General features: G+C 57.1%; 22 protein-coding genes. 10 read left to right on the top strand and 12 right to left on the bottom strand.

Annotated elements, in window-relative coordinates; genetic code table 11:
- The first annotated feature begins 4 nt into the window (after positions 1 to 4).
- Positions 5 to 1,339, top strand: a complete 1,335-nt coding sequence (locus HTT03_RS03350; protein WP_067624654.1) for a sigma-54-dependent transcriptional regulator — start codon at positions 5 to 7, stop codon at positions 1,337 to 1,339.
- Positions 1,340 to 1,360: 21 nt separating this feature from the next.
- On the opposite strand, the gene HTT03_RS03345 is transcribed toward HTT03_RS03350, so the two are convergent.
- Positions 1,361 to 1,651 carry a hypothetical protein gene (locus HTT03_RS03345; RefSeq protein WP_174858455.1) on the bottom strand — a complete coding sequence of 97 codons (291 nt, stop codon included), beginning with the start codon at positions 1,649 to 1,651 and terminating at the stop codon, positions 1,361 to 1,363.
- A 549-nt stretch (positions 1,652 to 2,200) separates the two neighbouring features.
- Here HTT03_RS03345 and HTT03_RS03340 point away from each other — a divergent pair.
- The gene (locus HTT03_RS03340; protein WP_174858454.1) at positions 2,201 to 5,296 is read left to right on the top strand and encodes an Rne/Rng family ribonuclease; all 3,096 of its coding nucleotides are present in this window, start codon (positions 2,201 to 2,203) and stop codon (positions 5,294 to 5,296) included.
- A gap of 94 nt (positions 5,297 to 5,390) precedes the next feature.
- Here HTT03_RS03340 and HTT03_RS03335 read toward each other — a convergent pair whose 3' ends face one another.
- From HTT03_RS03335 to HTT03_RS03325, 3 genes are read right to left on the bottom strand one after another with little or no spacing between them, the layout of a single operon-like run.
- Positions 5,391 to 5,657, bottom strand: coding sequence for a sulfurtransferase TusA family protein (locus HTT03_RS03335; protein ID WP_174858453.1), 267 nt, complete (start codon positions 5,655 to 5,657; stop codon positions 5,391 to 5,393).
- Positions 5,620 to 5,886: a sulfurtransferase TusA family protein gene (locus HTT03_RS03330; RefSeq protein ID WP_174858452.1), complete on the bottom strand. Its 267-nt coding sequence runs from the start codon at positions 5,884 to 5,886 to the stop codon at positions 5,620 to 5,622. The genes HTT03_RS03335 and HTT03_RS03330 overlap by 38 nt, the downstream gene beginning before the upstream one ends.
- Positions 5,849 to 6,076 (bottom strand): sulfurtransferase TusA family protein, encoded by a 228-nt coding sequence (locus HTT03_RS03325; RefSeq protein WP_174858451.1) that lies wholly within the window; start codon positions 6,074 to 6,076, stop codon positions 5,849 to 5,851. The genes HTT03_RS03330 and HTT03_RS03325 overlap by 38 nt, the downstream gene beginning before the upstream one ends.
- 91 nt (positions 6,077 to 6,167) lie before the next feature.
- Between HTT03_RS03325 and HTT03_RS03320 the strand changes: the two genes are divergently transcribed.
- The 4 genes from HTT03_RS03320 (at position 6,168) to HTT03_RS03305 (ending at position 10,528) form a co-directional block, all read left to right on the top strand.
- A complete protein-coding gene (locus tag HTT03_RS03320; protein WP_174858450.1) occupies positions 6,168 to 6,920 on the top strand; it encodes a cytochrome c biogenesis CcdA family protein in 753 nt (250 codons plus the stop codon).
- Between the two features lie 60 nt (positions 6,921 to 6,980).
- On the top strand, positions 6,981 to 8,216 hold the full coding sequence (locus HTT03_RS03315; RefSeq protein WP_174858449.1) for a hypothetical protein: 1,236 nt from the start codon (positions 6,981 to 6,983) through the stop codon (positions 8,214 to 8,216).
- On the top strand, positions 8,213 to 9,565 hold the full coding sequence (locus tag HTT03_RS03310; RefSeq protein WP_174858448.1) for a cytochrome P450: 1,353 nt from the start codon (positions 8,213 to 8,215) through the stop codon (positions 9,563 to 9,565). Before HTT03_RS03315 ends, HTT03_RS03310 begins: the two co-directional genes overlap by 4 nt.
- A 69-nt stretch (positions 9,566 to 9,634) precedes the next feature.
- Entirely contained in the window at positions 9,635 to 10,528 is an 894-nt protein-coding gene (locus HTT03_RS03305; RefSeq protein WP_174858447.1) for a fructose bisphosphate aldolase, read from the top strand.
- A 48-nt stretch (positions 10,529 to 10,576) separates the two neighbouring features.
- Here HTT03_RS03305 and HTT03_RS03300 read toward each other — a convergent pair whose 3' ends face one another.
- The 6 genes from HTT03_RS03300 to chrA form a co-directional block, all read right to left on the bottom strand.
- Positions 10,577 to 10,804 (bottom strand): N-(5'-phosphoribosyl)anthranilate isomerase, encoded by a 228-nt coding sequence (locus HTT03_RS03300; protein WP_174858446.1) that lies wholly within the window; start codon positions 10,802 to 10,804, stop codon positions 10,577 to 10,579.
- Between the two features lie 15 nt (positions 10,805 to 10,819).
- Positions 10,820 to 11,047, bottom strand: a complete 228-nt coding sequence (locus HTT03_RS03295) for a ribbon-helix-helix domain-containing protein (RefSeq protein WP_174858445.1) — start codon at positions 11,045 to 11,047, stop codon at positions 10,820 to 10,822.
- Positions 11,044 to 11,220, bottom strand: coding sequence for a DUF4169 family protein (locus HTT03_RS03290; RefSeq protein ID WP_174858444.1), 177 nt, complete (start codon positions 11,218 to 11,220; stop codon positions 11,044 to 11,046). Before HTT03_RS03290 ends, HTT03_RS03295 begins: the two co-directional genes overlap by 4 nt.
- Entirely contained in the window at positions 11,217 to 12,608 is a 1,392-nt protein-coding gene (gene fumC, locus HTT03_RS03285; RefSeq protein WP_174858443.1) for a class II fumarate hydratase, read from the bottom strand. Before fumC ends, HTT03_RS03290 begins: the two co-directional genes overlap by 4 nt.
- Before the next feature lie 84 nt (positions 12,609 to 12,692).
- Positions 12,693 to 13,172 (bottom strand): SspB family protein, encoded by a 480-nt coding sequence (locus HTT03_RS03280; RefSeq protein ID WP_174858442.1) that lies wholly within the window; start codon positions 13,170 to 13,172, stop codon positions 12,693 to 12,695.
- A gap of 70 nt (positions 13,173 to 13,242) precedes the next feature.
- Positions 13,243 to 14,493 carry a chromate efflux transporter gene (gene chrA / locus HTT03_RS03275; protein ID WP_174858441.1) on the bottom strand — a complete coding sequence of 417 codons (1,251 nt, stop codon included), beginning with the start codon at positions 14,491 to 14,493 and terminating at the stop codon, positions 13,243 to 13,245.
- 813 nt (positions 14,494 to 15,306) lie between these two features.
- On the opposite strand from chrA, the gene HTT03_RS03270 reads away from it, so the two are divergent.
- Complete coding sequence (locus HTT03_RS03270) at positions 15,307 to 15,930, top strand: hypothetical protein (RefSeq protein WP_174858440.1); 624 nt, start codon at positions 15,307 to 15,309, stop codon at positions 15,928 to 15,930.
- Between the two features lie 86 nt (positions 15,931 to 16,016).
- Here the strand turns inward: HTT03_RS03270 and HTT03_RS03265 are convergent, their stop codons facing one another.
- Positions 16,017 to 16,724, bottom strand: a complete 708-nt coding sequence (locus HTT03_RS03265; RefSeq protein ID WP_174858439.1) for a gluzincin family metallopeptidase — start codon at positions 16,722 to 16,724, stop codon at positions 16,017 to 16,019.
- A gap of 13 nt (positions 16,725 to 16,737) precedes the next feature.
- Positions 16,738 to 17,769 (bottom strand): hypothetical protein, encoded by a 1,032-nt coding sequence (locus HTT03_RS03260; RefSeq protein WP_174858438.1) that lies wholly within the window; start codon positions 17,767 to 17,769, stop codon positions 16,738 to 16,740.
- Positions 17,770 to 18,087: 318 nt separating this feature from the next.
- On the opposite strand from HTT03_RS03260, the gene HTT03_RS03255 reads away from it, so the two are divergent.
- From HTT03_RS03255 to HTT03_RS03245, 3 genes are all read left to right on the top strand, one after another.
- Positions 18,088 to 18,741 carry a TIGR02466 family protein gene (locus HTT03_RS03255; RefSeq protein ID WP_174858437.1) on the top strand — a complete coding sequence of 218 codons (654 nt, stop codon included), beginning with the start codon at positions 18,088 to 18,090 and terminating at the stop codon, positions 18,739 to 18,741.
- Between the two features lie 116 nt (positions 18,742 to 18,857).
- Positions 18,858 to 20,618: a type I secretion system permease/ATPase gene (locus HTT03_RS03250; RefSeq protein WP_174858436.1), complete on the top strand. Its 1,761-nt coding sequence runs from the start codon at positions 18,858 to 18,860 to the stop codon at positions 20,616 to 20,618.
- Positions 20,618 to 21,931 carry an HlyD family type I secretion periplasmic adaptor subunit gene (locus HTT03_RS03245; protein WP_174858435.1) on the top strand — a complete coding sequence of 438 codons (1,314 nt, stop codon included), beginning with the start codon at positions 20,618 to 20,620 and terminating at the stop codon, positions 21,929 to 21,931. Before HTT03_RS03250 ends, HTT03_RS03245 begins: the two co-directional genes overlap by 1 nt.
- Positions 21,932 to 22,026 lie beyond the last annotated feature (95 nt).

Genomic DNA, 22,026 nt, shown 5'->3' with positions numbered 1-22,026 from the left:
ACGCATGGCTCAGGCAATGAAAATCGCGATTGTTGACGACGAACAAGACATGCGACAGTCGATCAGCCAATGGCTGGCCCTGTCGGGCTATGACACGGAGACCTTCGGCAGCGCCGAAGACGCGTTAAAGACGCTTGGCCCCGATTATCCGGGCATCGTCATTTCTGACATCAAGATGCCGGGAATGGACGGGATGCAGTTTTTGAAAAAGCTGATGGGCAGCGACTCGGCCCTGCCGGTGATTATGATCACTGGACATGGTGATGTCCCCATGGCGGTAGAGGCGATGCGCGTCGGCGCGTTCGACTTCTTGGAGAAACCTTTTAACCCCGACCGAATGAGCGAGTTGGCCAAGAAAGCGACCAATGCGCGCCGTTTGGTGATGGACAACCGCGCCCTGCGGCGGGAATTGTCTGATGGCGGCCAGTTGATGAAAAAGCTGATCGGCCAGTCGCCAGTGATGGAACGTTTGCGCGAGGATATTCTTGACCTCGGTCAAGCGGACGGTCACGTGCTCATTGACGGGGAGACCGGCACTGGCAAAACGCTGGTCGCCCATGCACTGCACGCCGTTGGCAGCCGGGCCGGCAAGAAGTTCGTCCTCGTGTCCTGTGGTGCCTTGGAGGAAGACGCATTGGCTAAGCGGCTGTTCGGCCCGATGCAGCCTGAGGATGCGCAGCTACCTGCCATAGAAGAAGCACGCGGCGGCACGTTGGTGCTTGAGGATATCGAAGCCCTTTCCGAAAGCCTTCAGGCGCGGCTGCTGAGCGCGATCAACGAGCAGGGCACCCCGGCTGAGACGCGCATCGTCGCAATATCGAACTTGCAAGAAGCAGGCCGCACCTCTGAAGATGCCTTGCGGTCTGATCTGTTCTACCGTCTGGCTGCGCTGCGGATTACCGTGCCACCGCTGCGCCAGCGTGGTGAGGACATTTTGACGCTCTTCACCCGCCTAAGCGATCAGTTTGCGGACGAATACGGCTGCGAAGCCCCTCAGGTGAGCGCTCAGGAAGCGGCTCAACTGCTGCAAGCGCCGTGGCCCGGCAATGTACGTCAGTTGATCAACGTTGCAGAACGCGCGGTGCTGCAATCTCGCCGAGGCTCCGGCACCATCGCCTCGCTTTTGATGAGCGATCACGACGAGATGCAGCCCGTGATGACGACAGAAGGCAAGCCGTTGAAAGAATACGTCGAAGCCTTCGAACGGATGCTGATCGACAACACCATGCGCCGACACAAAGGCTCAATCGCCAGTGTGATGGATGAGCTTTGCCTGCCACGGCGCACGTTGAACGAAAAAATGGCGAAATACGGATTGCAGCGGTCGGACTATCTCTGACCGCCAAGGGCAGCGCGGCGTTTAACCGCTGCGTTGCTCGACAATCTCAATCGCTTTGCCGTTAGTGTCGGTGATACAGGCCCAACTTCCAGCCGCCGGAACGTCAACGATATAACGGTAAAGCTCGACCACTGGGCGCGATGTGTTGATCGCCACCCCCGACACACCCGTTTCTTTCGCCACTGCCGCAAGACAGCTCTTCTGCCCCCTCAGGTCCGCCAAAGCGGCAGGGTCGTTCGCGACGGCGATTTCATCGCAAGCCGCAAGGCCCAGAAGGGTGATCAAAAGCGCGGGGCGCAGGGGAAATGGCATGGGCTACGGTCCTTTGAAACTTGTTGCCGTGACGCATCGTCCGGCAAATCTATGACGTCACTCGATTATCGTGCCAGCGACAGATCATATGTTTCCAACGCACAGAAGCTTGTCAACCATGCGCAGATATTGCGCATTTGAGTGTTGCGCTTTCGATTGTCCATTGTGTTTCACCCCTAAAAGCCCTTAACTAGGCAGATAAGTTCTGCGCAGCCCGACAGGCGCGCAGGAACTTTGACAGTTTCGCTGCCGTGTCACTTCGAGCCCGAAGGGCAGGCAGACCGATTGGGCCGGATACGGCCAAAGAACCGCTGATATTCGCGAGGGTTAGCCCAGACGAAGCACAGCTCATTTAATGGATGCAAGCAGCAAGGCTGCCTTGCATCGGAGAAGAACCGCGATGACGCGCGCAGATGCTCAGAGCAGACAGACCGGGGCCGCAACTGGCCCTGCTGTTGCCGCGTCCTCCATCGCCCTGACAAGACACAACTCTCAGCCCGATGCCCCGCCAGGGGCTTTCCGTGCGCGGGTGTTGTGCATAATGGATCTATGTCTAAGAAAATGCTTATCGATGCCACCCACGCCGAGGAAACTCGCGTCGTGGTCGTGGATGGAAATAAAGTCGAAGAGTTCGATTTTGAATCTGAGAACAAGCGCCAGCTAGCTGGCAATATCTATCTCGCCAAGGTGACACGGGTTGAACCGTCATTGCAGGCGGCCTTTGTGGACTATGGCGGTAACCGCCACGGCTTCCTCGCTTTTTCGGAAATTCACCCCGATTATTACCAGATTCCCGTAGCCGACCGTCAGGCGCTGCTGGAAGAAGAGCGCGCCTATGCTGAAGCGCAGGCGGCCAAGGACGAAGAAGACGAGAAGCCCAAACGCACCCGGTCACGCTCGCGCAGCCGGTCCAAGAGCCAAGCGGCTGAGACCAATAGCGACGACGCCGTTGCCACGGCGGAGGTCGCAGACGATAGCAGCAATCAGATTGCTGGTATGGAAACGGTCGATCTGGACAGTGAAGAGGGCAGTTCGCCCATGGAGCGGGTCGCGGAGACTCCGGTGGAAGAGCCGGAGAACGATAGCGCCAGCGATGATTCAGACACCTCCACTGCAGTGGAGAAGGACGAGAATACGTCTGATGAAGCGAATAGCGACGATGTGAACAGCGACGACGCGAAAGACGATAACGCCAAAGGCGATAACGCGAACGACGACGATGCAAACAGCGACGACTCCAAAAGTGACGACGCGAACGACGACGACGCGAACGGTGACGATGACAGCAACGACGCTACCGCCAAGGACGATTCCATCGAATCCGTCGCCGACGAGGACGACAGCGAAGACATTCGCCCGGTGCGCAAGCCGCGCCCGCGTCGCTATAAAATCCAAGAAGTCATCAAAGTCCGCCAGATCCTTCTGGTGCAGGTCGTCAAAGAAGAGCGTGGCAACAAGGGTGCTGCCCTGACCACCTATCTCAGCCTTGCAGGTCGCTACTGCGTCCTTATGCCCAACACCGCGCGCGGTGGTGGCATCAGCCGCAAAATCACCAACGCGGCCGATCGCAAGAAGCTGAAAGAGATTGCGACCGAAATCGAAGTGCCGAAAGGGGCCGGTCTTATCGTGCGCACCGCTGGTGCGAAACGCACCAAGGCCGAGATCAAGCGCGATTACGAATACCTTCAGCGTTTGTGGGAGCAGATCCGCGAGTTGACGCTGAAGTCCATCGCGCCCGCCAAAATCTACGAAGAAGGCGACCTAATCAAACGCTCGATCCGCGACCTATATAACCGTGAGATTGACGAGATTCACGTCGAGGGCGAGCGCGGCTACCGCATCGCCAAGGACTTCATGAAGATGATCATGCCGTCCCATGCGAAAAACGTGAAGCTTTACAATGAGACCCTACCGCTCTTTGCGCGCTATCAGGTGGAAAGCTATCTGTCGGGCATGTTCAACCCCACGGTGCAACTGCCCTCCGGCGGCTATATCGTGATTGGGGTGACCGAAGCGCTCGTGGCGATTGACGTGAACTCGGGCCGGGCCACCAAGGAAGGCTCCATCGAGCAGACAGCGACCAAGACCAACCTTGAGGCCGCCGCTGAAGTGGCGCGTCAGCTGCGCCTGCGCGACCTTGCAGGTCTGATTGTCATCGACTTTATCGATATGGACGAGCGTAAGAACAACGCCGCCGTCGAAAAGATGATGAAAGAAAAGCTCAAGACCGACCGAGCGCGTATTCAAGTGGGCCGCATCTCTGGCTTTGGCCTGATGGAGATGTCGCGCCAGCGTCTGCGTCCGGGCATGATCGAGGCGACGACACAGCCTTGTCACGCTTGCCACGGCACCGGTCTTGTGCGCTCTGATGACAACCTTGCGCTGTCGATCATCCGTCAGATTGAAGAAGAAGGCACCCGTCGCCGCTCGCGCGAAGTGCTGGTGCGAGCGCCGGTGGGCATCGCCAATTTCCTGATGAACCAAAAACGCGAACATATCGCGCATATCGAAATGCGCTATGGTTTGTCTGTACGGATTGAAGGCGATCCCACCTTGGTCAGCCCTGACTTCCACATCGAGAAGTTCAAAACCGCCACACGCGTGGTGCCGCCTGCGTCGGATCATGTTGTCTCGGTTGATACATCCTTGATGGATCAGATCGACGAGGATGAGAGCGCCGCAGACGCGGAAAACCAAGATGCCCCGGCCGCCGCGCAGGAGACCAGCGCTTCCGAGAACGGGAACGGCAATGGCAACGGTGACGAGAGCGAAGGTGAAGGAAAATCCAAACGCCGCCGCCGTCGTCGTCGCAGCCGTGGGGGCCGTGGCCGCAATGGCAATGGTAATGACAATGGCAACGGTGAGCAGCAAAATGGCGAGGCGGACCAAACCAACGGTCAGCCGCAGGAGGCCCCCGAGGCGACCGACGCAGCGCAGAGCCAGCCGGTAGAACAAGAGGCGGCTCCGACCGAGGTCGAAACGCCCGCCGCTGCTGAGGAGAAGCCCAAGCCAAAGAGCCGCAGCCGGACGCGCAAGCCAAAGGCCGAGGTGGCACCCGAAGCAGAGCCAGCGCCCGAAGCGCTTGCCGCAGCACAGGGTGACGACCCTCAGGTGACCGCGGATGCGGAGGCAGAGGAAAAGGCCAAGCCGAAGCCGAAGCGGAGCCGCAGCAGCCGGGCCAAGAAACCCGCCACCGAGGCGCCTGCTGAGGACGCTGTCGCGACTGACGCTGAGGCGACAGAGGAAGCCAAGCCTAAGCCCAAACGCCGCAGTCGCGCGAAGGCGAAGCCGGTCGAACCTGTTGCGGATGAGACGCCGGAAAAGGTGAATGACGCACCGCTGGCTGAAGCACCTACAGCGCCCGCAGCCGACGCGCCAAAACCCGAAGCGGCAGCAGCGCCCGTGGCAGAAGAAACCCCGGTCGCAGAAGCCAGCCCGGAGGCTGAAGCACCTACAGCGCCTCCAGCTGATGCGCCAGAACCGGAACCGACAGCAGCACCTGTGGCAGAGGAAACCCCAGCCGCAGAAGCCGCCTCGGAGCCTGCCGCCGTGCCAATGCCTGAACAGGCGCCAGAGCAGGTGGACGACCAGCCGGTCGAAAAACCCAAAGCCAAACGCAGGGGTTGGTGGTCGCTGGGCGGCTAACTGGGATCACTTGAATGACAAACGGCGGGCTTTCAGGCCCGCCGTTTTCGTTTGGTCATAAGGCTCGGTGCAAAAATCGCGCCTTAGGTCGCGCTTAGCCGCCCTTAGTAATGATATAGAGTTCCGCGCCATCCTCGGGCCGGCTATCCGTCAGGACAGGGTCCGCCTCGGCGCAGAAATGCGGGGCGTCGATCACGGCAGCAGGATCATCAGCACGCATATGCAATTGATCTCCCCGCGCCAAAGCCGCTAATCGTTTGCGCGCTTTCAAGACGGGCAGTGAGCAAAGCAGCCCGGTTGGAAAGTCGCGCCCTAGGCCGCGTTTAGCCTCCCTTGGTAATGATATAGAGTTCCGCGCCATCTTCAGGCCGGCTCCCCGTCAGGACATAGCCCGCCTCGGCGCAGAAATGCGGGACGTCGATCACGGCAGCAGGATCATCAGCATGCATATGCAATGGATCGCCCGGCGCCAAAGCGGCCAATCGTTTGCGCGCTTTCAAGACAGGTAGGGGGCAAAGCAGCCCGGTGGCAAAGTTGCGCCCTAGGCCGTGCTTAGCCGCCCTTGGTAATGATATAGAGTTCCGCGCCATCTTCAGGCCGGCTATCCGTCAGGACATGGCCCGCCTCGGCGCAAAAATGCGGGACGTCGATCACAGCGGCAGGATCATCAGCACGCATATGCAATTGATCGCCCGGCGCCAAAGCGGCCAATCGTTTGCGCGCTTTCAAGACGGGCAAGGGGCAAAGCAGCCCGGTGGCATCTAGTTTCTCAATCTTCATGGGTTCAGTTAATCCAAGTGTTTCATGAGGTCCACGACCTTGTGACAATATGACAGGTGACGCCAGCGACAGGGCAAGCTAGGAACAGGCTATGTTTGATATTAGCCTTCTCGACGCCGGGCTTCTGCCCGCCATGACCATCGCCTTGATCGCAGGAATATTCAGTTTCCTGTCGCCCTGCGTGTTGCCCATTGTGCCGCCCTATCTGGCCTATATGGGCGGCGTTTCCATCAATGATATGTCAAGCCAGCGGTCCGCGCGGCGCCGTGCTGTTGTGGCCGCGCTGTTCTTTGTCTTGGGGCTGAGCACGGTCTTTGTTCTGCTGGGCTTTACCGCCTCGGCATTCGGGATGTTCTTTCTTCAGAACCAAGTGCTTTTTGCCAAGATTTCCGGCGTGGTCATTATCATCTTTGGCCTGCATTTCGTCGGCCTTTTCCGCATTCCTTTTTTGGACCAAGAGGCCCGGTTGGACGCGGGCGATAAGGGCGGTTCGAGCTTTGGCGCCTATGTGCTGGGGCTGGCCTTTGCCTTTGGTTGGACGCCCTGTATTGGCCCGCAGCTTGGGGCGATCCTGTCTTTGGCCGCCAGCGAAGCATCGGTCTCGCGGGGGACGTTGCTCTTGGGGATTTATGCAGCGGGCTTGGGCATTCCGTTCTTGCTGGCAGCGCTGTTCATCACCCGCGCAATGACGCTGATGAACCGGATCAAACCCCATATGAAGCTGATCGAGCGGATCATGGGCGGGCTTTTGATCCTCGTCGGATTGGCGCTGTTGACAGGGGCGTTCACCAGCTTTTCCTTCTGGCTGCTGGAGACCTTCCCCGTCCTTTCCATGGTGGGGTGAAGCCTTAATCTTGCCCTGAATTGCGGCTAGACTGTGCCGGACGAAAGGTTGGGCATAGGCATGAATTCAGGACAAAAACGCCAAACCCCAGAGGTAAAGACGCGCCGGGTGTTCTACATTCCGGGCTATGATCCCATTCATCCTCGCCGCTACCGTGAGCTTTACCGCAAGGAGGGCGCAGCGCAGGCGGATATTTCGGGCTATGAGATCGCTTTGAAGCCCAAGACTGGCGAGGGCAATTACGGCTGGAACGTCGATGCACAGATCGACGGGGCAGCGGTAACATCGCAGGTCGATGTGTTGGTTTGGTCAGACATCGTGCGCAAGAGCATGAGCAACTCGATCCCCACGACCTATTGGCAGCTGCTGTGCACCGCGTGGACCTATATCGGTTCCGGGGTGCTTTGGCGGCTGATGCGGCTGCGCAAAGGGCCGGTTATCGCGGCACTTTACCCTGTGGGGATGCTGCTTTTGCAGGCGTCGCTGGCGCTGATGCTTTGGGTGGGGGTCTATCGTCTGCATGGGGTCGCCGCGAACCACTGGGCCGCGCAGGTGCTTTTCGGACTGGCGGGGGCTGCACTGGCCGTGTCGCTGTTGCGCTGGTTCAAAAAGAAGGACAACAAGTTTTTTGCCTACTACCTTATGCACGACTACGCCTATTCCGCGCAAACCGGTGGGGCAAATACGCCTGAGCTTGAGGTTCGCATGACGCGTTTTGCCGATGACATCGCGGGAGCGCTTGCCCAGGAGGTTGATGAAGTTCTGGTGGTCGGTCATTCCTCTGGTGCGCATCTGGGGGTGTCGGTACTGGCCGATTTGATCCGCGCGGGCAGGGTGCCGACAGACGGGCCGGCTTTGGGTTTTCTGACGCTCGGACAGGTCGTGCCGATGGTGTCTTTCCTGCCCAAAGCGCAGCGCCTGCGGGCGGATCTGGCCTATCTGTCGACACGCGATGAACTGGCATGGGTCGACGTCACGGCGCCCGGCGATGGCTGTGCCTTTGCGCTCTGCGATCCGGTCGCGGTGTCGGGCGTGGCACCGCAGGGCAAACGCTGGCCGCTGGTGTTCTCAGCCGCGTTTACCAAAACCCTGAGCCCTGAACGTTGGAAGGCTCTAAGGTGGCGCTTTTTTCGGCTTCATTTCCAGTATCTCTGCGCCTTTGACCGGCCACGCGATTACGACTATTTTCAGATCACAGCGGGGCCGCAAACCTTGGCCGCACGTTATGCAGAGCGTCCAGCTTCGAAATCGCGCATCGACCATGCGGTGAGCAAGTTCACCTCGGTCGCCGCATGAGCCACCCGCCCAAACCATCAGCCCGCCCTGACCGCGTGTCGCTGTGGCGCTATGTCCGACTGTTTCGGCAAGACATTCTCTCTGCCCAACCCGCACGGCTTTACCGCGCATGGATGGCCGAGTTCAAAACGCCCTTTTTCCGCAGCTATCTGATGAACCAGCCTGAGCTGGTCAAAACGGTCCTGAAAGAACGGCCCGGTGATTTTCCCAAATCGGACCGCATCAGCGAAGGCCTACGGCCGCTTTTGGGCAATTCGGTGTTTCTCACCAACGGCGCGTCATGGCAAAGGCAACGGCGGATTATCGATCCTGCCTTTGAAGGGGGGCGCTTGCGAGAGACTTTCCCCGCCATGTGGGAGGCTGCCGAGGCCACGGCGCAGCGGCTTGGCAGTCAGGTGGGGCAAGTGATCGAGATCGAGGCTGAAACCAGTCATGCCGCTGCGGATGTGATCTTTCGCACGTTGTTTTCCCTGCCGATCGAAAATGAGGTCGCCCGCGCTGTGTTTGACGAGTTTCGCAATTATCAGCGGAGCCAACCGATCCTTAACCTCGGTGCCTTTTTGCCGTTGCCGCGCTGGATGCCGCGCCTGTTTCGCAAAGACACCCGCGCCAGTGCTGCCCGGATCCGAACGCTTATCACCGGGCTGACCCAAGACCGCATGGCAGAGATCAAGGCGGGCACCGCGCCCGATGACCTCGCGACAAAGATCATGACCCAAGTCGATCCGATCACGGAAGAGACCTTTGACACCGAAGAGATGGTCGACCAAGTCGCGATCTTTTTCCTTGCCGGACATGAAACCAGCGCCTCGGCTCTGGCTTGGGCACTGTATCTGGTCGCGACGCATCCGGAGTGGCAGGAGCGTTTGGCCAAAGAGGCGCAGGCGTTGGACAACTGCGACTTTGCGGTGATGTCGAAGCTCAGACTAAGCCGCGATGTGTTCCGTGAGGCGCTGCGTCTTTATCCACCCGTCCCGATGATGGTGAGAGAGACCACTTGTCCTGAGACCTTCCGCGACCGGGAGGTAAAGACGGGGGCGCAACTGGTGCTCAGTCCGTGGCATTTGCACCGCCATGAGCGGCTGTGGGACAACCCGGACGGCTTTGATCCGACCCGGTGGCAAAGCGAGAATGGCAAGAAATGTCAGCGCGAGGCGTATATTCCATTCTCTGCCGGGCCGCGTGTCTGTACGGGGGCCGGCTTTGCGATGGTGGAGGGGCCGCTCATCCTTTCACGCATCCTGCGCGACTTCCGGGTGACGGCGCAGACGGACCGGGTGCCGGTCCCGGTGGCGCATCTGACCGTGCGGTCAGATAAGGGCATTTGGTTAGCGCTATCAAAGCGCTAGCTCCTATCATCGTCTTTGGGTTTGAATTAGAAACGCTGGAAACGGAATCAAACACAGGATGTGGATCACATGGGCTACGATAAGGCGCAACTTGAGCAGATGGGCAGCGGCAAAGGGTTTATTGCGGCGCTTGACCAATCAGGCGGATCCACCCCTAAGGCGCTGAGCCTTTATGGTGTGGAACCGGGCGATTACAACGGTGACGAAGAGATGTTCAAAGCGGTGCATGACATGCGCGCACGGATCATTTTAGCGGATGATTTCACCTCGGAAAAGGTCATTGGCGCTATCCTGTTTGAACGCACGATGGACGATACGATCAACGGCAAGCCAGTGGCGCAACTGCTGTGGGAAGACCGGGGTGTCGTGCCTTTTCTGAAGATCGACAAAGGCTTGGAAGAGACCAGCAACGGCGTGCAGATGCTCAAACCGATCATGGAGATCGATGATCTACTGGCACGTGCGGTGAAAAATGGCATGTTCGGCACGAAAGAGCGTTCGGTCATCCATGAAGCCAATGAAAACGGCATTGCTGCGGTGGTTGCTCAACAGTTCGAACTGGCGCGTCAGGTCTGCGCCGCAGGTCTTGTGCCGATCATTGAGCCTGAGGTGAACATTCACTCCGAGAGCAAGGCCGAGGCTGAGGACATTCTGCTGGCCGAATTGCAAAAGAACCTTGATGCGCTGCCCGAAGGCGAGATGGTGATGTTGAAGCTGACCCTGCCAAGCAAAGCTGGGCTTTATGACGGGTTGGCGGATCATGACAATGTGCTGCGGGTCGTGGCACTGTCGGGGGGCTATTCGACCGCCGAGGCTTGTGAGCTGCTGGGCAAGAACCCCAAGATGATCGCCAGCTTCTCGCGTGCGCTGACCGAAGGGCTGAACGTTAAGATGACTGACCAAGAGTTCAACGATGCGCTTGGTCAGAATATCAACAAAATTTATCAAGCCTCGGTCGCCTAAACGGAATTTTTTGAAAATTCCGAGGCCGTTTTCTTTTAAAGAAAATGGCTATGCGATCCGCCGGATGGGTTCTCGATTGCAAAAGATGATGACCTGTCCGGCGTTCTCCACCGCTTGATAGCCGCGGCGCTTGAGCTCAGCCTCGAACGCGCTGCGGCCGACGAACCTTTCGATATCCCGCGCTTTGCGTCGAATGACCTGTCCTTTGATCGCCGCGCGGGACGAAAAGATGTCGTTCAGCCAGATCGCGGGGCATAGGGGCGAAGCATAGGTCATGCCCGCAGCCTAGGCTCAGCTTGGTAAACGTTCCTTTAAGGCGCGCAGCACAAAGAGCCGAATGGCACTGGCAAGACCAAGATCAAGCCCGCGTTCGGCATCGATTTCCGCCACAAGCGCGTTGATCGGCATGTTGCGCGCAGCCGCGATTGCGCGGAACTCTTCCCAAAATTCATCTTCGAGAGAGATTGATGTCCGGTGACCCCGAAGGGTCACCGAATGTTTGCGGGGCCGCGCGCTCATGTCTCGCGCTTATGCGCTTCCAGATTGCGGGCGATTTGCTCGGCGCAGGCCTTGAGCGCGTCTTTCTGCGCTTTGGTTTGGCCGAAGGCCACGGCGTTCTCGTCCGCACGGGCTTTGCGCGACGACCGATCCCGCTCTTTCTTCACCTTGTTGAGATTGATGGGCGCACTCATTTCGGTCCGATCATATTCTCAGGCCGCACGACCCGCTCAAAGGTTTCCGCATCCACGAAGCCCAGTGCGATGGCCTCTTCTTTCAGCGTGGTGCCGTTCTTATGCGCGGTCTTCGCGACTTTGGTGGCATTATCATAGCCAATTTCCGGCGCCAGTGCCGTCACCAGCATGAGCGACTCGCGCATCAGCTTTTCGATACGGTCCGCGTCAGCTTTAAGGTCGTTGACCGCGTTGTCGGTGAAGGCGGAGGCCGCATCGCCCAGAAGCTGCATAGATTGCAGCACGTTATAGGCCATCATTGGCTTATAGACGTTCAGTTCGAAATGACCCTGCGAACCGGCGAAACCGACTGCGGCGTCGTTACCCATGACATGGATGCAGACCTGCGTCAGCGCTTCGCACTGCGTGGGGTTAACCTTGCCCGGCATGATCGAAGAACCCGGCTCGTTCTCGGGCAGGATCAACTCGCCCAAACCGCAGCGTGGTCCGGAGCCGAGCAGGCGGATGTCATTGGCGATCTTGAACAGCGAAGCAGCAACGGTCTTCAGTGCGCCGGAGATTTCGACCATCGCGTCATGCGCAGCCAGCGCTTCGAACTTGTTCGGTGCGGTGACGAAGGGCAGGCCGGTGATCTCCGCCATATTATGCGCCACGGTCTCGGCCCAGCCTTTTTTGGTGTTCAGACCGGTGCCGACAGCAGTGCCCCCTTGGGCCAACTCATAGATGCGGCCAAGCGCGTCACGCACGCGGGCGATGCTCATGGCAACTTGATGAGTGTAGCCGGAGAATTCCTGGCTCAGCGTCAGCGGTGTCGCGTCCTGCGTGTGGGTCCGGCCGATCTTGATGATACCGTCGAACTCCTCGACCTTCTTTTGCAGCGCACCGTGCAGCTTTTCCAGCCCCGGCAGCAGCACGTCACGCGCGGTCATCGCGGTGGCGATATGCATGGCGGTCGGGAAAGTGTCGTTCGACGACTGGCCCATGTTGCAGTGGTCGTTCGGGTGTACCGGGTCTTTGGAGCCGATGGTGCCGCCCATCAGTTCAATCGCGCGGTTGGCGATGACCTCATTGGCGTTCATGTTGGACTGGGTGCCAGAGCCGGTCTGCCAGACGACCAGCGGGAAGTTATCGTCGAACTTGCCTTCAAAGACTTCGCCCGCGGCCTGAATGATCGCCTTGCCGCGTTCTTCGTCCAGCGAGCCTTGGGCGACATTCGCCTGTGCGCAGGCTTTCTTGATCACACCAAGCGCACGCACGATGGCGATGGGCTGCTTTTCCCAACCGATGGGGAAGTTCATGATCGAGCGCTGCGTCTGCGCGCCCCAGTATTTATCGGCGGGGACCTCAAGCGGGCCAAAGCTGTCGGTTTCGGTGCGGGTATCGGCCATTTGCGGCTCCTGCTGTGACGTAACTATTGCCAAGCGGTGTACCCGCGCAAACGCCGCTACGCAATGCAGGGTTGGCGCAGAGCGCTATTTGCGGAAAGAATCCAGCGAAACAATTTCGGCGTCTTTGGCGGGCTCTTCGGCCACTTCCAAATCCTCTTGATCTGTCTGATCAAGCGCCGTGTCCTCATCCTCTTCCGCTTCTTCCTCCGTGTCTTGCTGCTCAAAGCGCAGGCCAAACTCGACCGAAGGATCCACAAAGGTGCGGATCGCGTCATAGGGGATGTAGAGCGGCTCAGGCGCATCGCCGAAGTTCAAAGTGATGGCGAAACCGTCTTCCGAGACTTCGAGCCCATCGTACCAATGCTGCATCACCACCGTCATCTCGCCCGGATAACGGTCAGACAACCAATCAGCGAGTTCAGCGTCCGGATGGGACGTGTCAAAGGTGATAAAGAAGTGATGATTCCCCGGCAGGCCGTTGTCAGACACATCATGCAAGACCTTGCGGATCAGGCCCCGCATGGCTTCGTGCATCAGGTTGCCGTAATCGATGCTGCGGCTCATTCTACTCTCCGTTCGGGGTAAGGCAGAAGCAGCATAGTACATTCACGGCTGAGTAAAAGGGGGCGCGGCGCTAAATCGCGGCCAAGACGAGGGCGAGGGCTGCCAAAAATGCCATGGTTGTTACGAACCCCCATCTCAGTCGTAACATGAGCAACGCCGCGACCAGGGTCAGGGCGGTGGCGGTGGGGTTGTAGCTCGCCAATTCCGGCGCGGGCAGAGAGAAGATATCGCTCGTGCCCACACGGTCGAAAAGGACATGCAGGGCAAACCAGACAGAGAGGTTGGCGATGACCCCCACAACGGCCGCGGTGATGGCGCGCAAAGCGCCTGCGATACGCGGTTGGGCCGAGAGCGCTTCGAGGTAAGGCCCAGCAAGGAATATCCAGAGGAAGCAGGGGGTGAAGGTCACCCAAAGCGCGAGCAGCCCCGCCGCAATAGCGCCCGTTGGCCCGGTCTCGGCGAAACCTGCAAGCATCGCGACGAACTGCGTCACGAGGATCAGCGGCCCCGGCGTGGTTTCCGCCAGCCCAAGCGCGTCAATCATCTGATCGGTGCCGATCCAACCGAAATCCTGCACCACCGTCTGGGTCATATAAGCCAGAACGGCATAGGCGCCGCCAAAGGTAACCACAGCAAGTTTTGAGAAGAACAGCCCTAGATCTAGCAAGAAGCCATCGCCCATCAGCGCCACCGCAAGAAGCGGCGTGGCCCAAAGCGCCCCCCAGACCACGAGCGTTCTCAGGCTATGTGCGCCGCCGGGCGGCGGGGGGCTGTCAGGTTCATTCGGCGCAGGAAAGCCAGCAACCATGCCAATCGCGCCGGCCACGAGGATGATCAACGGGAAGGGCAGGCCCAGAACAAAGAGCGCGACGAAGGAGGCGATGGCAAGCGTCCAACCAAGCCCCCCATGCAATGCTTTGGAAGAGACCTTTAGAAGCGCCTGAAAAACGACGACAATAACCGCAGCCTTAATTCCGAGAAAAGCCGTCTGAACTAAGGGGAGTTGACCATACCAAGCATAGAGCAGGGCCAGCAGCGCGATGAATAGCGCGCCTGGCACGACAAAAAGCAGACCGCCGAGTAGACCCCCCGCAACCCCGCGCAAGCGCCACCCGGCATAGGTCGCAAGCTGCATCGCCTCCGGGCCGGGGAGCAGCATACAAAGCGATAGGGCGCGCAGGTAGGTTTGTTCCGACAACCACGGCCGATGTTCAACCAGTTCTCGGTGCATCACCGCGATCTGTGCCGCAGGCCCGCCGAAAGACATCAGGCCAATGCGGCCAAAAACGCGGGTCATCTCGGGCCAAGAGGGGGGCATCATTGCATCTGCCTCGCAGGCCGGTGACGCGCTATGGTTAAATTTGGAATGAGGCAGGCATTTACACGAGCAGGCACTATAGGGGTGCCGCTCACATGGCGACTGGGGACGAGAGGGGAATTTCTGGCGACGGGCATCGGGCATCTTTCGCATTCGTAATAGGATGCGATCCTCGTGTTAATTTCTTACGGTGGCAATCGCGAACCGCTTTCGCGTGGAATATGGTCCGAATGAGGCTTGATCAGCGGCTAAGACGGAGCCGACGGAAATGCATGAGAATAGCGCCGCCAGCATTAGACGAAATCTCATTCGGTTTGGCCCGAATTGAAATCTTGGTTCCCGATCAAAATTTTGCTCGGGGCGCCATTCGGGCTAGGGCAGGATTCTCCGCTACCGGGAATATCCGGTTCAATATTCGCCCCCCAAACGACCCAATAAAACGTACAATGACAGCAGCTTAATTATGGCGAAATTAAGGAATTGATCCGTCGGAAAGATGGCATTAGGACGGCTGATCCGTGTCCGTAATTGACAAAAAACAAAACCTGCGCTTATATAAAGACGGAATCAGTCTAAGTGCTGCCGCATCTTTATGCGCATATTTATGCCAGGACCGATTCAGCGCATGCCCGATCATATGGCTGCGTATTCAGCAAGTATTATATATTGCTACAAGGTTCGGCTAGTCCGTTCTTAATTGTTGGTTTTGCATGTGCAAGCCGCAACGAGTTCGCTCCGAATTTTTCCTGAAAATCTAAATCCTGAGCAACAGCCGCGTGCTGTGCTCTTCATCAATTAATCTACGGAGATAGTACCATGGAAAGCATGTTCAATACAGATATCGCAGCGACACTCGACACCCTGATCGCAGAGGCAATGGAGCAAGACGCTCTGTTCGCGCCGATCAGCTTTACTGCCTGCGTTCCTCCTCTCACCGTAATCCCTGGCGACGAAGGCAACGAAGGCAACGAAGGCGACGAAGGCAACGAAGGCAACGAAGGCAACGAAGGCGACGAAGGCAACGAAGGCAACGAAGGCGACGAAGGCAACGAAGGCAACGAAGGCAACGAAGGCAACGAAGGCGACGAAGGCAACGAAGGCAACGAAGGCAACGAAGGCAACGAAGGCAACGAAGGCAACGAAGGCGACGAAGGCGACGAAGGCGACGAAGGCAACGAAGGCAACGAAGGCAACGAAGGCGACGAAGGCAACGAAGGGAATGAAGGAGACGAAGGCAACGAGGGTAACGAACGCGACGAGCACAACGAAGGCAATGAAGGCGACGAAGGCAACGAAGGGAATGAAGGAGACGAAGGCAACGAGGGTAACGAAGGCGACGAGCACAACGAAGGCAATGAGGGAGATGAGTGCGACGAAGGAAATGAAGGCGATGAGGGTGATGAAGGCGATGAAGGAAATGAAGGAAACGAAGCGGTATAACCCTCTGCTAGTAATGCATTAAGCAGAATGCATAGTTGGTCGCGCCCCTCGGGGCGCGGCCTTTCTCTTGGTCAGTTCTTCGATTGTCAGGTGGTGAGCGCAGTCACAAGCTCTTCGGTTGATCGAAGGTTTTGAAAGACAGAGACCATTGTGCCGTTCTCAAGCTGTTGTTCAAACTGCCATGCAAGGCTTTGCGCCAATGGGTAGTTCCATTGATACTGGTATTGTTGATCCGGTTTTGTCAGGGCAGCACGCAACTCCGGCTCAACTCGGGTAAAAGTGTAATTTGCACGCGACTCAAATACACGCGCTAGCTTTTCCGATAGTGTTGGATCGCTCTTTTTCAGTTCCGCGATGAACCATAGCTCGGATTGGCTTGCGCAGGTCTCTCTCAGCACCGGCGGCATCCTGCGCTCTTCGCTTGCTACAATCTGCAAAGCGTGGCCGAATTCATGAGCAAGTGTCAAAAGATCGTTCTGACACCCCTGCCAAGGACAAGAGATATAAGGCACCCCCTTGCCGTTATCGTGCAGGGTAAATGCACGAGGGTAGCGGGCCAGATCCGGAAAAAAGTTTACCTGCGCCGCGTTCAAAACCCGATGCACGGCGTCTTCAAGTTCTGGCAGCCGTGAACTTGCCGCTCTGGCACAGAGCTCCCATGCCTCTTGCGTTGTATAGGATGTTGGATCTGTTCCGGCTTTCAGTTCCGAAGCCGCAGATAGATCGGGGTGGAGTTGGAGGATTGATGAACAGAGCGCCGGTGTAAGGCCGTTATGCGCTAACCAGTCAGCCATAGTGGCACCGGTTTTAGTCATTAATACATGATCCGCCGGCACAATCGGAGCAATCGGCGGGGGGCGCCACCTGCCACGTTAGCGGTTTGTCGATCGGGAAAAAATGCTCTCGGATGTAAGCATAGCGATGCGGGATTGCCTTGAGCACTTCATCCGTATCATTGGGCGGGAAGCGATCCGGAAAATGCAGAATGGCAAAGGCGAACAGCGCCGTTTCCGCCAAATCTTCACGTTCAGGACTCCGCGCCGCATAGTTTGTCAAAAACCCGCCATCGGCCTGCTGCGCCGCGATCCAGCCTGGCGCCAAGCGGTGCGCTTCGTCCAAAGACGCGTGAACCGCTTCATGAAACAGACTTTCTTCTAAATGATCATAGCTTTCGCGTTGGCTGGCCGCGTCGGAATAGAAAACCACCTGACCGCTGCCTGCGTGAAATCCACGATCACCCTTGTGTAGACTGAATTTTTCGATGCCCTGACGCAACAGTGTCGGCAGGCGACCCAGTGGCTTGGCAAACCGAAGTGCCTGGGTTTGCGCCGCTTCCTGTGATCCGAACTCTGGATTGATTGCAATCTCGATATTCGTGCCATCGGAATAATGGGCCTGAAAGAGATAGGCCATAACCGTTGGCTCACCATCGACCCGCTTGTCCCAGATTTGTCGCTCAGCGCGGTCCAAACCTTTGAGACACATAAAGGTCGTTGCATCACTGCTTTTGATGATGTCGAAAACCGTGCCGACCGTATCGTCATAAGGAGGATCGGCAATCGCTGCCTGCCCAAATGTGGCCGCAAGAGGAGCGCTGACGAGGACGAGCCGTGCTAAGAAATTTAAAGTACCCATCGCCTCAGCATACGAAAGAAACGATTCGTTTCCAGCCTTTCGTTCACAACTTAATAACTTGACGGCAATGCTGCGCCTAATTTGCCAAAACGACCGCGCGAATCCGCCTGTCGAGTCGCAGACCGAAAGGCGCTGACACTGCCATATTAGTTTTACCTTTTTTTGCCCGTTCCTCGTTATGCGCGGGATGGTGCTGAAATGCACCCCATTCACGCCAAAATGTTGACACAAATATTACCGCGCTTTCCTGGCCGGTCTCTGAGTTATTCACCGGCTATCCTAATGAATTACTTCAATATCTGAAAATAACCGAGATTCGCTAAAAAAACGCTTGGACGCGAATCGCCGTTACACCATAGCAAGCACTGCTTCAACCACAAAAAAGTTTACGTAAAGTTAACATCGTGGTAATTTATTTTATCTGCTTCATTTCAACCACCTACGGGGATCGCCACCTCATCGGATTGGCCTAATCCGCTATTTTAAGCGGCGATCTCGTTTTGACTTCAAGGGGACTGAACCATGGCTTTTGACGCCGTCGACGAAATCAAATTTGCTAAGCGCACGTATTTCCCAACTACGATCTTTCAGGTTGATCTGCCGGAACCTGAAGAGCTCAACGACAAGCTTCGGAAGATGACTTATGCCGAACGAGAGGCGGATCGTACGGGAATTACACGCTCTAACTTCTCAGAGCTTGGCGGATGGCATAGCAAAAGCGACCTTCACAAAAGACCTGAGTACGCGGATATCGTCAACCTTGTTGACACCGCCAGCGCGCGCATGTCTGAGGCGATGGGCTATGATCCAAAACAAAAGCTAAAGATCGGCACCATGTGGTCGATCATCAATGCGCCGGGAGCTGCAAACCGCGCGCATGTTCATCCAGGCTGCCTTTGGAGTGGCGTCTATTATATCCAAGCGCCCGAGAATTGCGGTCGCATCGAATTCATCGAGCCGCGCACAATGCATCTGATGAACCAGCCGCGCTATAAGCCCAACGCTCAGCGCCAGCGCGATTACTGGACCAAAGTGCGGTTCATGCCGCAAGCCGGACGAATGCTGATTTTCCCAAGCTGGCTGTATCACGGGGTCGATCCGAATATGTCTACGGAAACCGGAGACGCGGCGAACCGGATTATCATTAGCTTTAATCTAAGCCAAGTCAAAGCCTGACGAACCGATGCGACTAGCGCTTTGGTAAAGCATAATAAATTAACGACGACTGCGAAATCTATTTCGCACTGAACGTGCGTGGGCATGAGCCCACGCGCTGGAGAGATGATATTGTTATGGCAAACGGCAAGCTAGAGAATTCTGCACGGGCCGCATTAAGAAAAGGCAGTTTTCTGCTTTGGGTCACATTCGCATTAAGCTTTTTCGTTAACGTACTGCGCCTCGCAGGACCGCTTTTTATTGTTCTCATTTACGACCGGGTACTAACCTCGCGGTCAGAAGAGACGTTATTTGCGCTGCTGCTTATGGTAACGGCGCTAATTGTCACCTTGGGCATGCTGGACTTTGCAAGAAAGCGCATTATCGCGCGCTTTGCTGCGCAATTCCAAGAGCGACTTGAGCATACGATTCTCGGCGCGGCAGAGCAGGGTTCTATGTTTCCGAAGGGGAAATCCAAGCCAGCTGTCGGATTAGACGAAGCTGACGTTCTGCGCGGCTTCTTTCATTCCGGCGGGTTAATTTCAGTCATGGATTTAATCTGGACACCGATGTTCGTTGCGGTCGTTTTCGTACTTCATCCCATATTAGGCTATGTCTGCCTTGCCGGGCTGATCGCCATGGTCGCATTGGTTGTAATTCGCCTTGGCTTTATCGGGGGCCGCGAAGACCGCAATAAAGATTCCTCTAACCGCATCAACGAACTCAAGAAAATGGTCGTCGCTTCCCGCGAAACCGTGCGCGGCCAAGGGATGAGCACCGGGTACAAAGACCGTTGGATGCGAGCGCGTGAAAGCAGCCGCGACGCCGCGATTGCATTGCGCGACTGGGTAGCTTGGTTCGATCAGCTCTCCTCGACCACCTTGTTGGTGACGCGCTATGCGGTGCTGGCTTCTGGCGCCTATCTGGTGCTCGACGGAAAATTGACCGTGGGCGCAATGGTCGCCTGCGCATTCCTCGTGACCCGTGTCTTGGTGCCGGTGAACCGCTTTGCAAGCACTGTACCGGCGATCTTCGAAGCTCTAAGCAATTGGCGTCGTCTGAAAAACATACTTGCAAAATGGGATGTGGCGACCGCTGAGCCATTTCCTACCGCCCCCCCCAACAAGCGAGTCCGGCTGTCTTTGCGCGGCGTTTCGGTCAAGTCACCGCTCGATGGATCGATGGTTGTACGGCAAGCCACAATGCAACTTGCGCCGGGGAGTTTCACGCAGGTTTGCGGCAGTTCCGGTCAAGGCAAAACCGTATTGGCCAAGGCAATCTGCGGCATTGCCCGCAGCACGTCGGGCACGATAACGCTTGATGGGGCAAATGTGGCCCGGATGACTGACGCCGAACTGGGTGCAGCAATAGGCTATGTGCCTCAGAATCCGCGTTTTATCGCTGGCACGATCGCTGAGAACATTTCCAGATTGGATCCGGAGATGACGCCCGAAAAGGTATCGAACGCGGCGCGCAAAGTCTGCTTGCACGGATGGATCAGCCAACTTCCGCAAGGCTATCAGACCGTGCTGGACCCTGAAGCAACGCTATTCTCGCAGGGGCAGCGGCAACAATTGTCCTGGGCGAGGGCGCTATATCACGAGCCCAAGGTTCTCATTTTGGACGAGCCCGACAGGATGTTGTTTGAGCGCCTGCCTGAGACAATGGACAAGCTCATGGACGCGCTGCTGAAACAGGGAACAGTCGTTCTCGCATTGGCGCGGAACTCGCTGAACTTGGAATACGACTATCTTCATTTCAATATGTCGAATGGCCGGCTGGGCGAGTCAAAGCGGGTTCGCGCGAAGAACTTGAACACATCCAAACCGATGAGCGCCAAAAAACCTTCCAAGGTCGCGGTGCTTAGCGAAACAACCGCTCTTGCAGGAAACGCCTGATGGCAAAAGGTGACCCCCATCGCATCACTTGGAGCGCGCGCTACCCGCTGATGCTCAGCCTCTGCGCGCTGTTGGTGTTAGGCACGCTCACAAGTGCGTGGGCGGTCAACGCCAGAATTTCTGGCGCTGTCATCGGTAAGGGTACGATAAAAGTATCGCAGACGATGACCACCGTGCAGCACCCCGTCGGCGGCGTGGTCGAGGAGATCCGTTTTAACAACGGCGATCAAGTCAAAGCCGGCGACATATTGGTTCGCCTCGAAGACAAGGACATGCGCTCAGAACTGTCGGTCATCGAAGATAATCTGTTCGAAGTACTTGCAAATATCGCGCGGCTCGAAGCGATCCTTGATGATCGGCGGGAATTGGTCACACATGCCCTGTTGGACGAAGCAGCAGATGAACGGCCTTCCATTGAAGCCTTGCTGAAACGCCAGCGCCGGCAACTCGACGCGCATTACGCCTCACTCGCCGCGGAATCGAGACTGCTGGATGAGCAAGTGACGCAGGTCCGCTCGCAGATTGACGGGCTAGAGGCGCAGATTGCCAGCCGTGAAACTGAGATGTCGTTTATCGTCAAAGAATTGGAACGACTGAAATCGCTTGCTGATCGTCAACTCCTGAAACAGGATGTGATGTTCAACACGCAAAAGATGCGGGTGACGGTGAGTGGAGAGATTGGCAGATTGGAAGCCCATGTCGCGGAATTGCGCGGCAAAATCTCGGAGATCAATCTAAAGCGCCATACCATCAAGCCCAAAGCGAGTGAGTTGGCCGTGGCTGAACTCAGCAAGCTACGGCCTGAGCGCACCAAACTGCTGGAACAACGCGCGACGCTACTGAATAAGCTGTCCCGGCTAGAGATCCGCGCGCCAATATCCGGCCGCATCCACGATATCCAGCTTCAGGGTGTTCGCTCTGTCGTGGTCGCGGCGAAAACGCTTATGAAGATCGTGCCAGACACCGCGCCCACATTCGTCGCGGTCCAGATACGTGACACAGATATTGATCAAGTGCATGTTGGCCAAATCGGTACGCTGAAGTTCAAGGCGTTCAGCGGGCGCAATACCCCTCTGGTGACGGGCGAAGTCAAACAAATCTCGGCAGATGTGTTCACAGATCCATCTACCCGAAAGACCTATTACGAGGTCATTCTGGTTCTGCCTGAAAAAGAGCTCGCTAAGCTTGACGGAAAGGTGCTGCTGCCCGGAATGCCTGTCGATGCGTTTCTATCGACGGAAAGCCGCACTCCGATCAATTATGTGCTACGGCCGCTCTTGGTATATTTTGACCGGGCATTCCGTGACGTCTAGCCCCATCGGTGCGGTCTGAGCAGCACGGGGAATTAAGGGCAGGGGCGTGTTTGAGGTAAGCACTGCACCGTTTGTAAATGACAGGTGAGGATCCT

It is taken from the genome of Sulfitobacter maritimus, assembly GCF_013346665.1.
Lineage (GTDB): Bacteria > Pseudomonadota > Alphaproteobacteria > Rhodobacterales > Rhodobacteraceae > Sulfitobacter > Sulfitobacter maritimus.
Note: the sequence above shows the minus strand (reverse complement) of the source record. Positions and strands in the feature narration are given on the sequence as shown.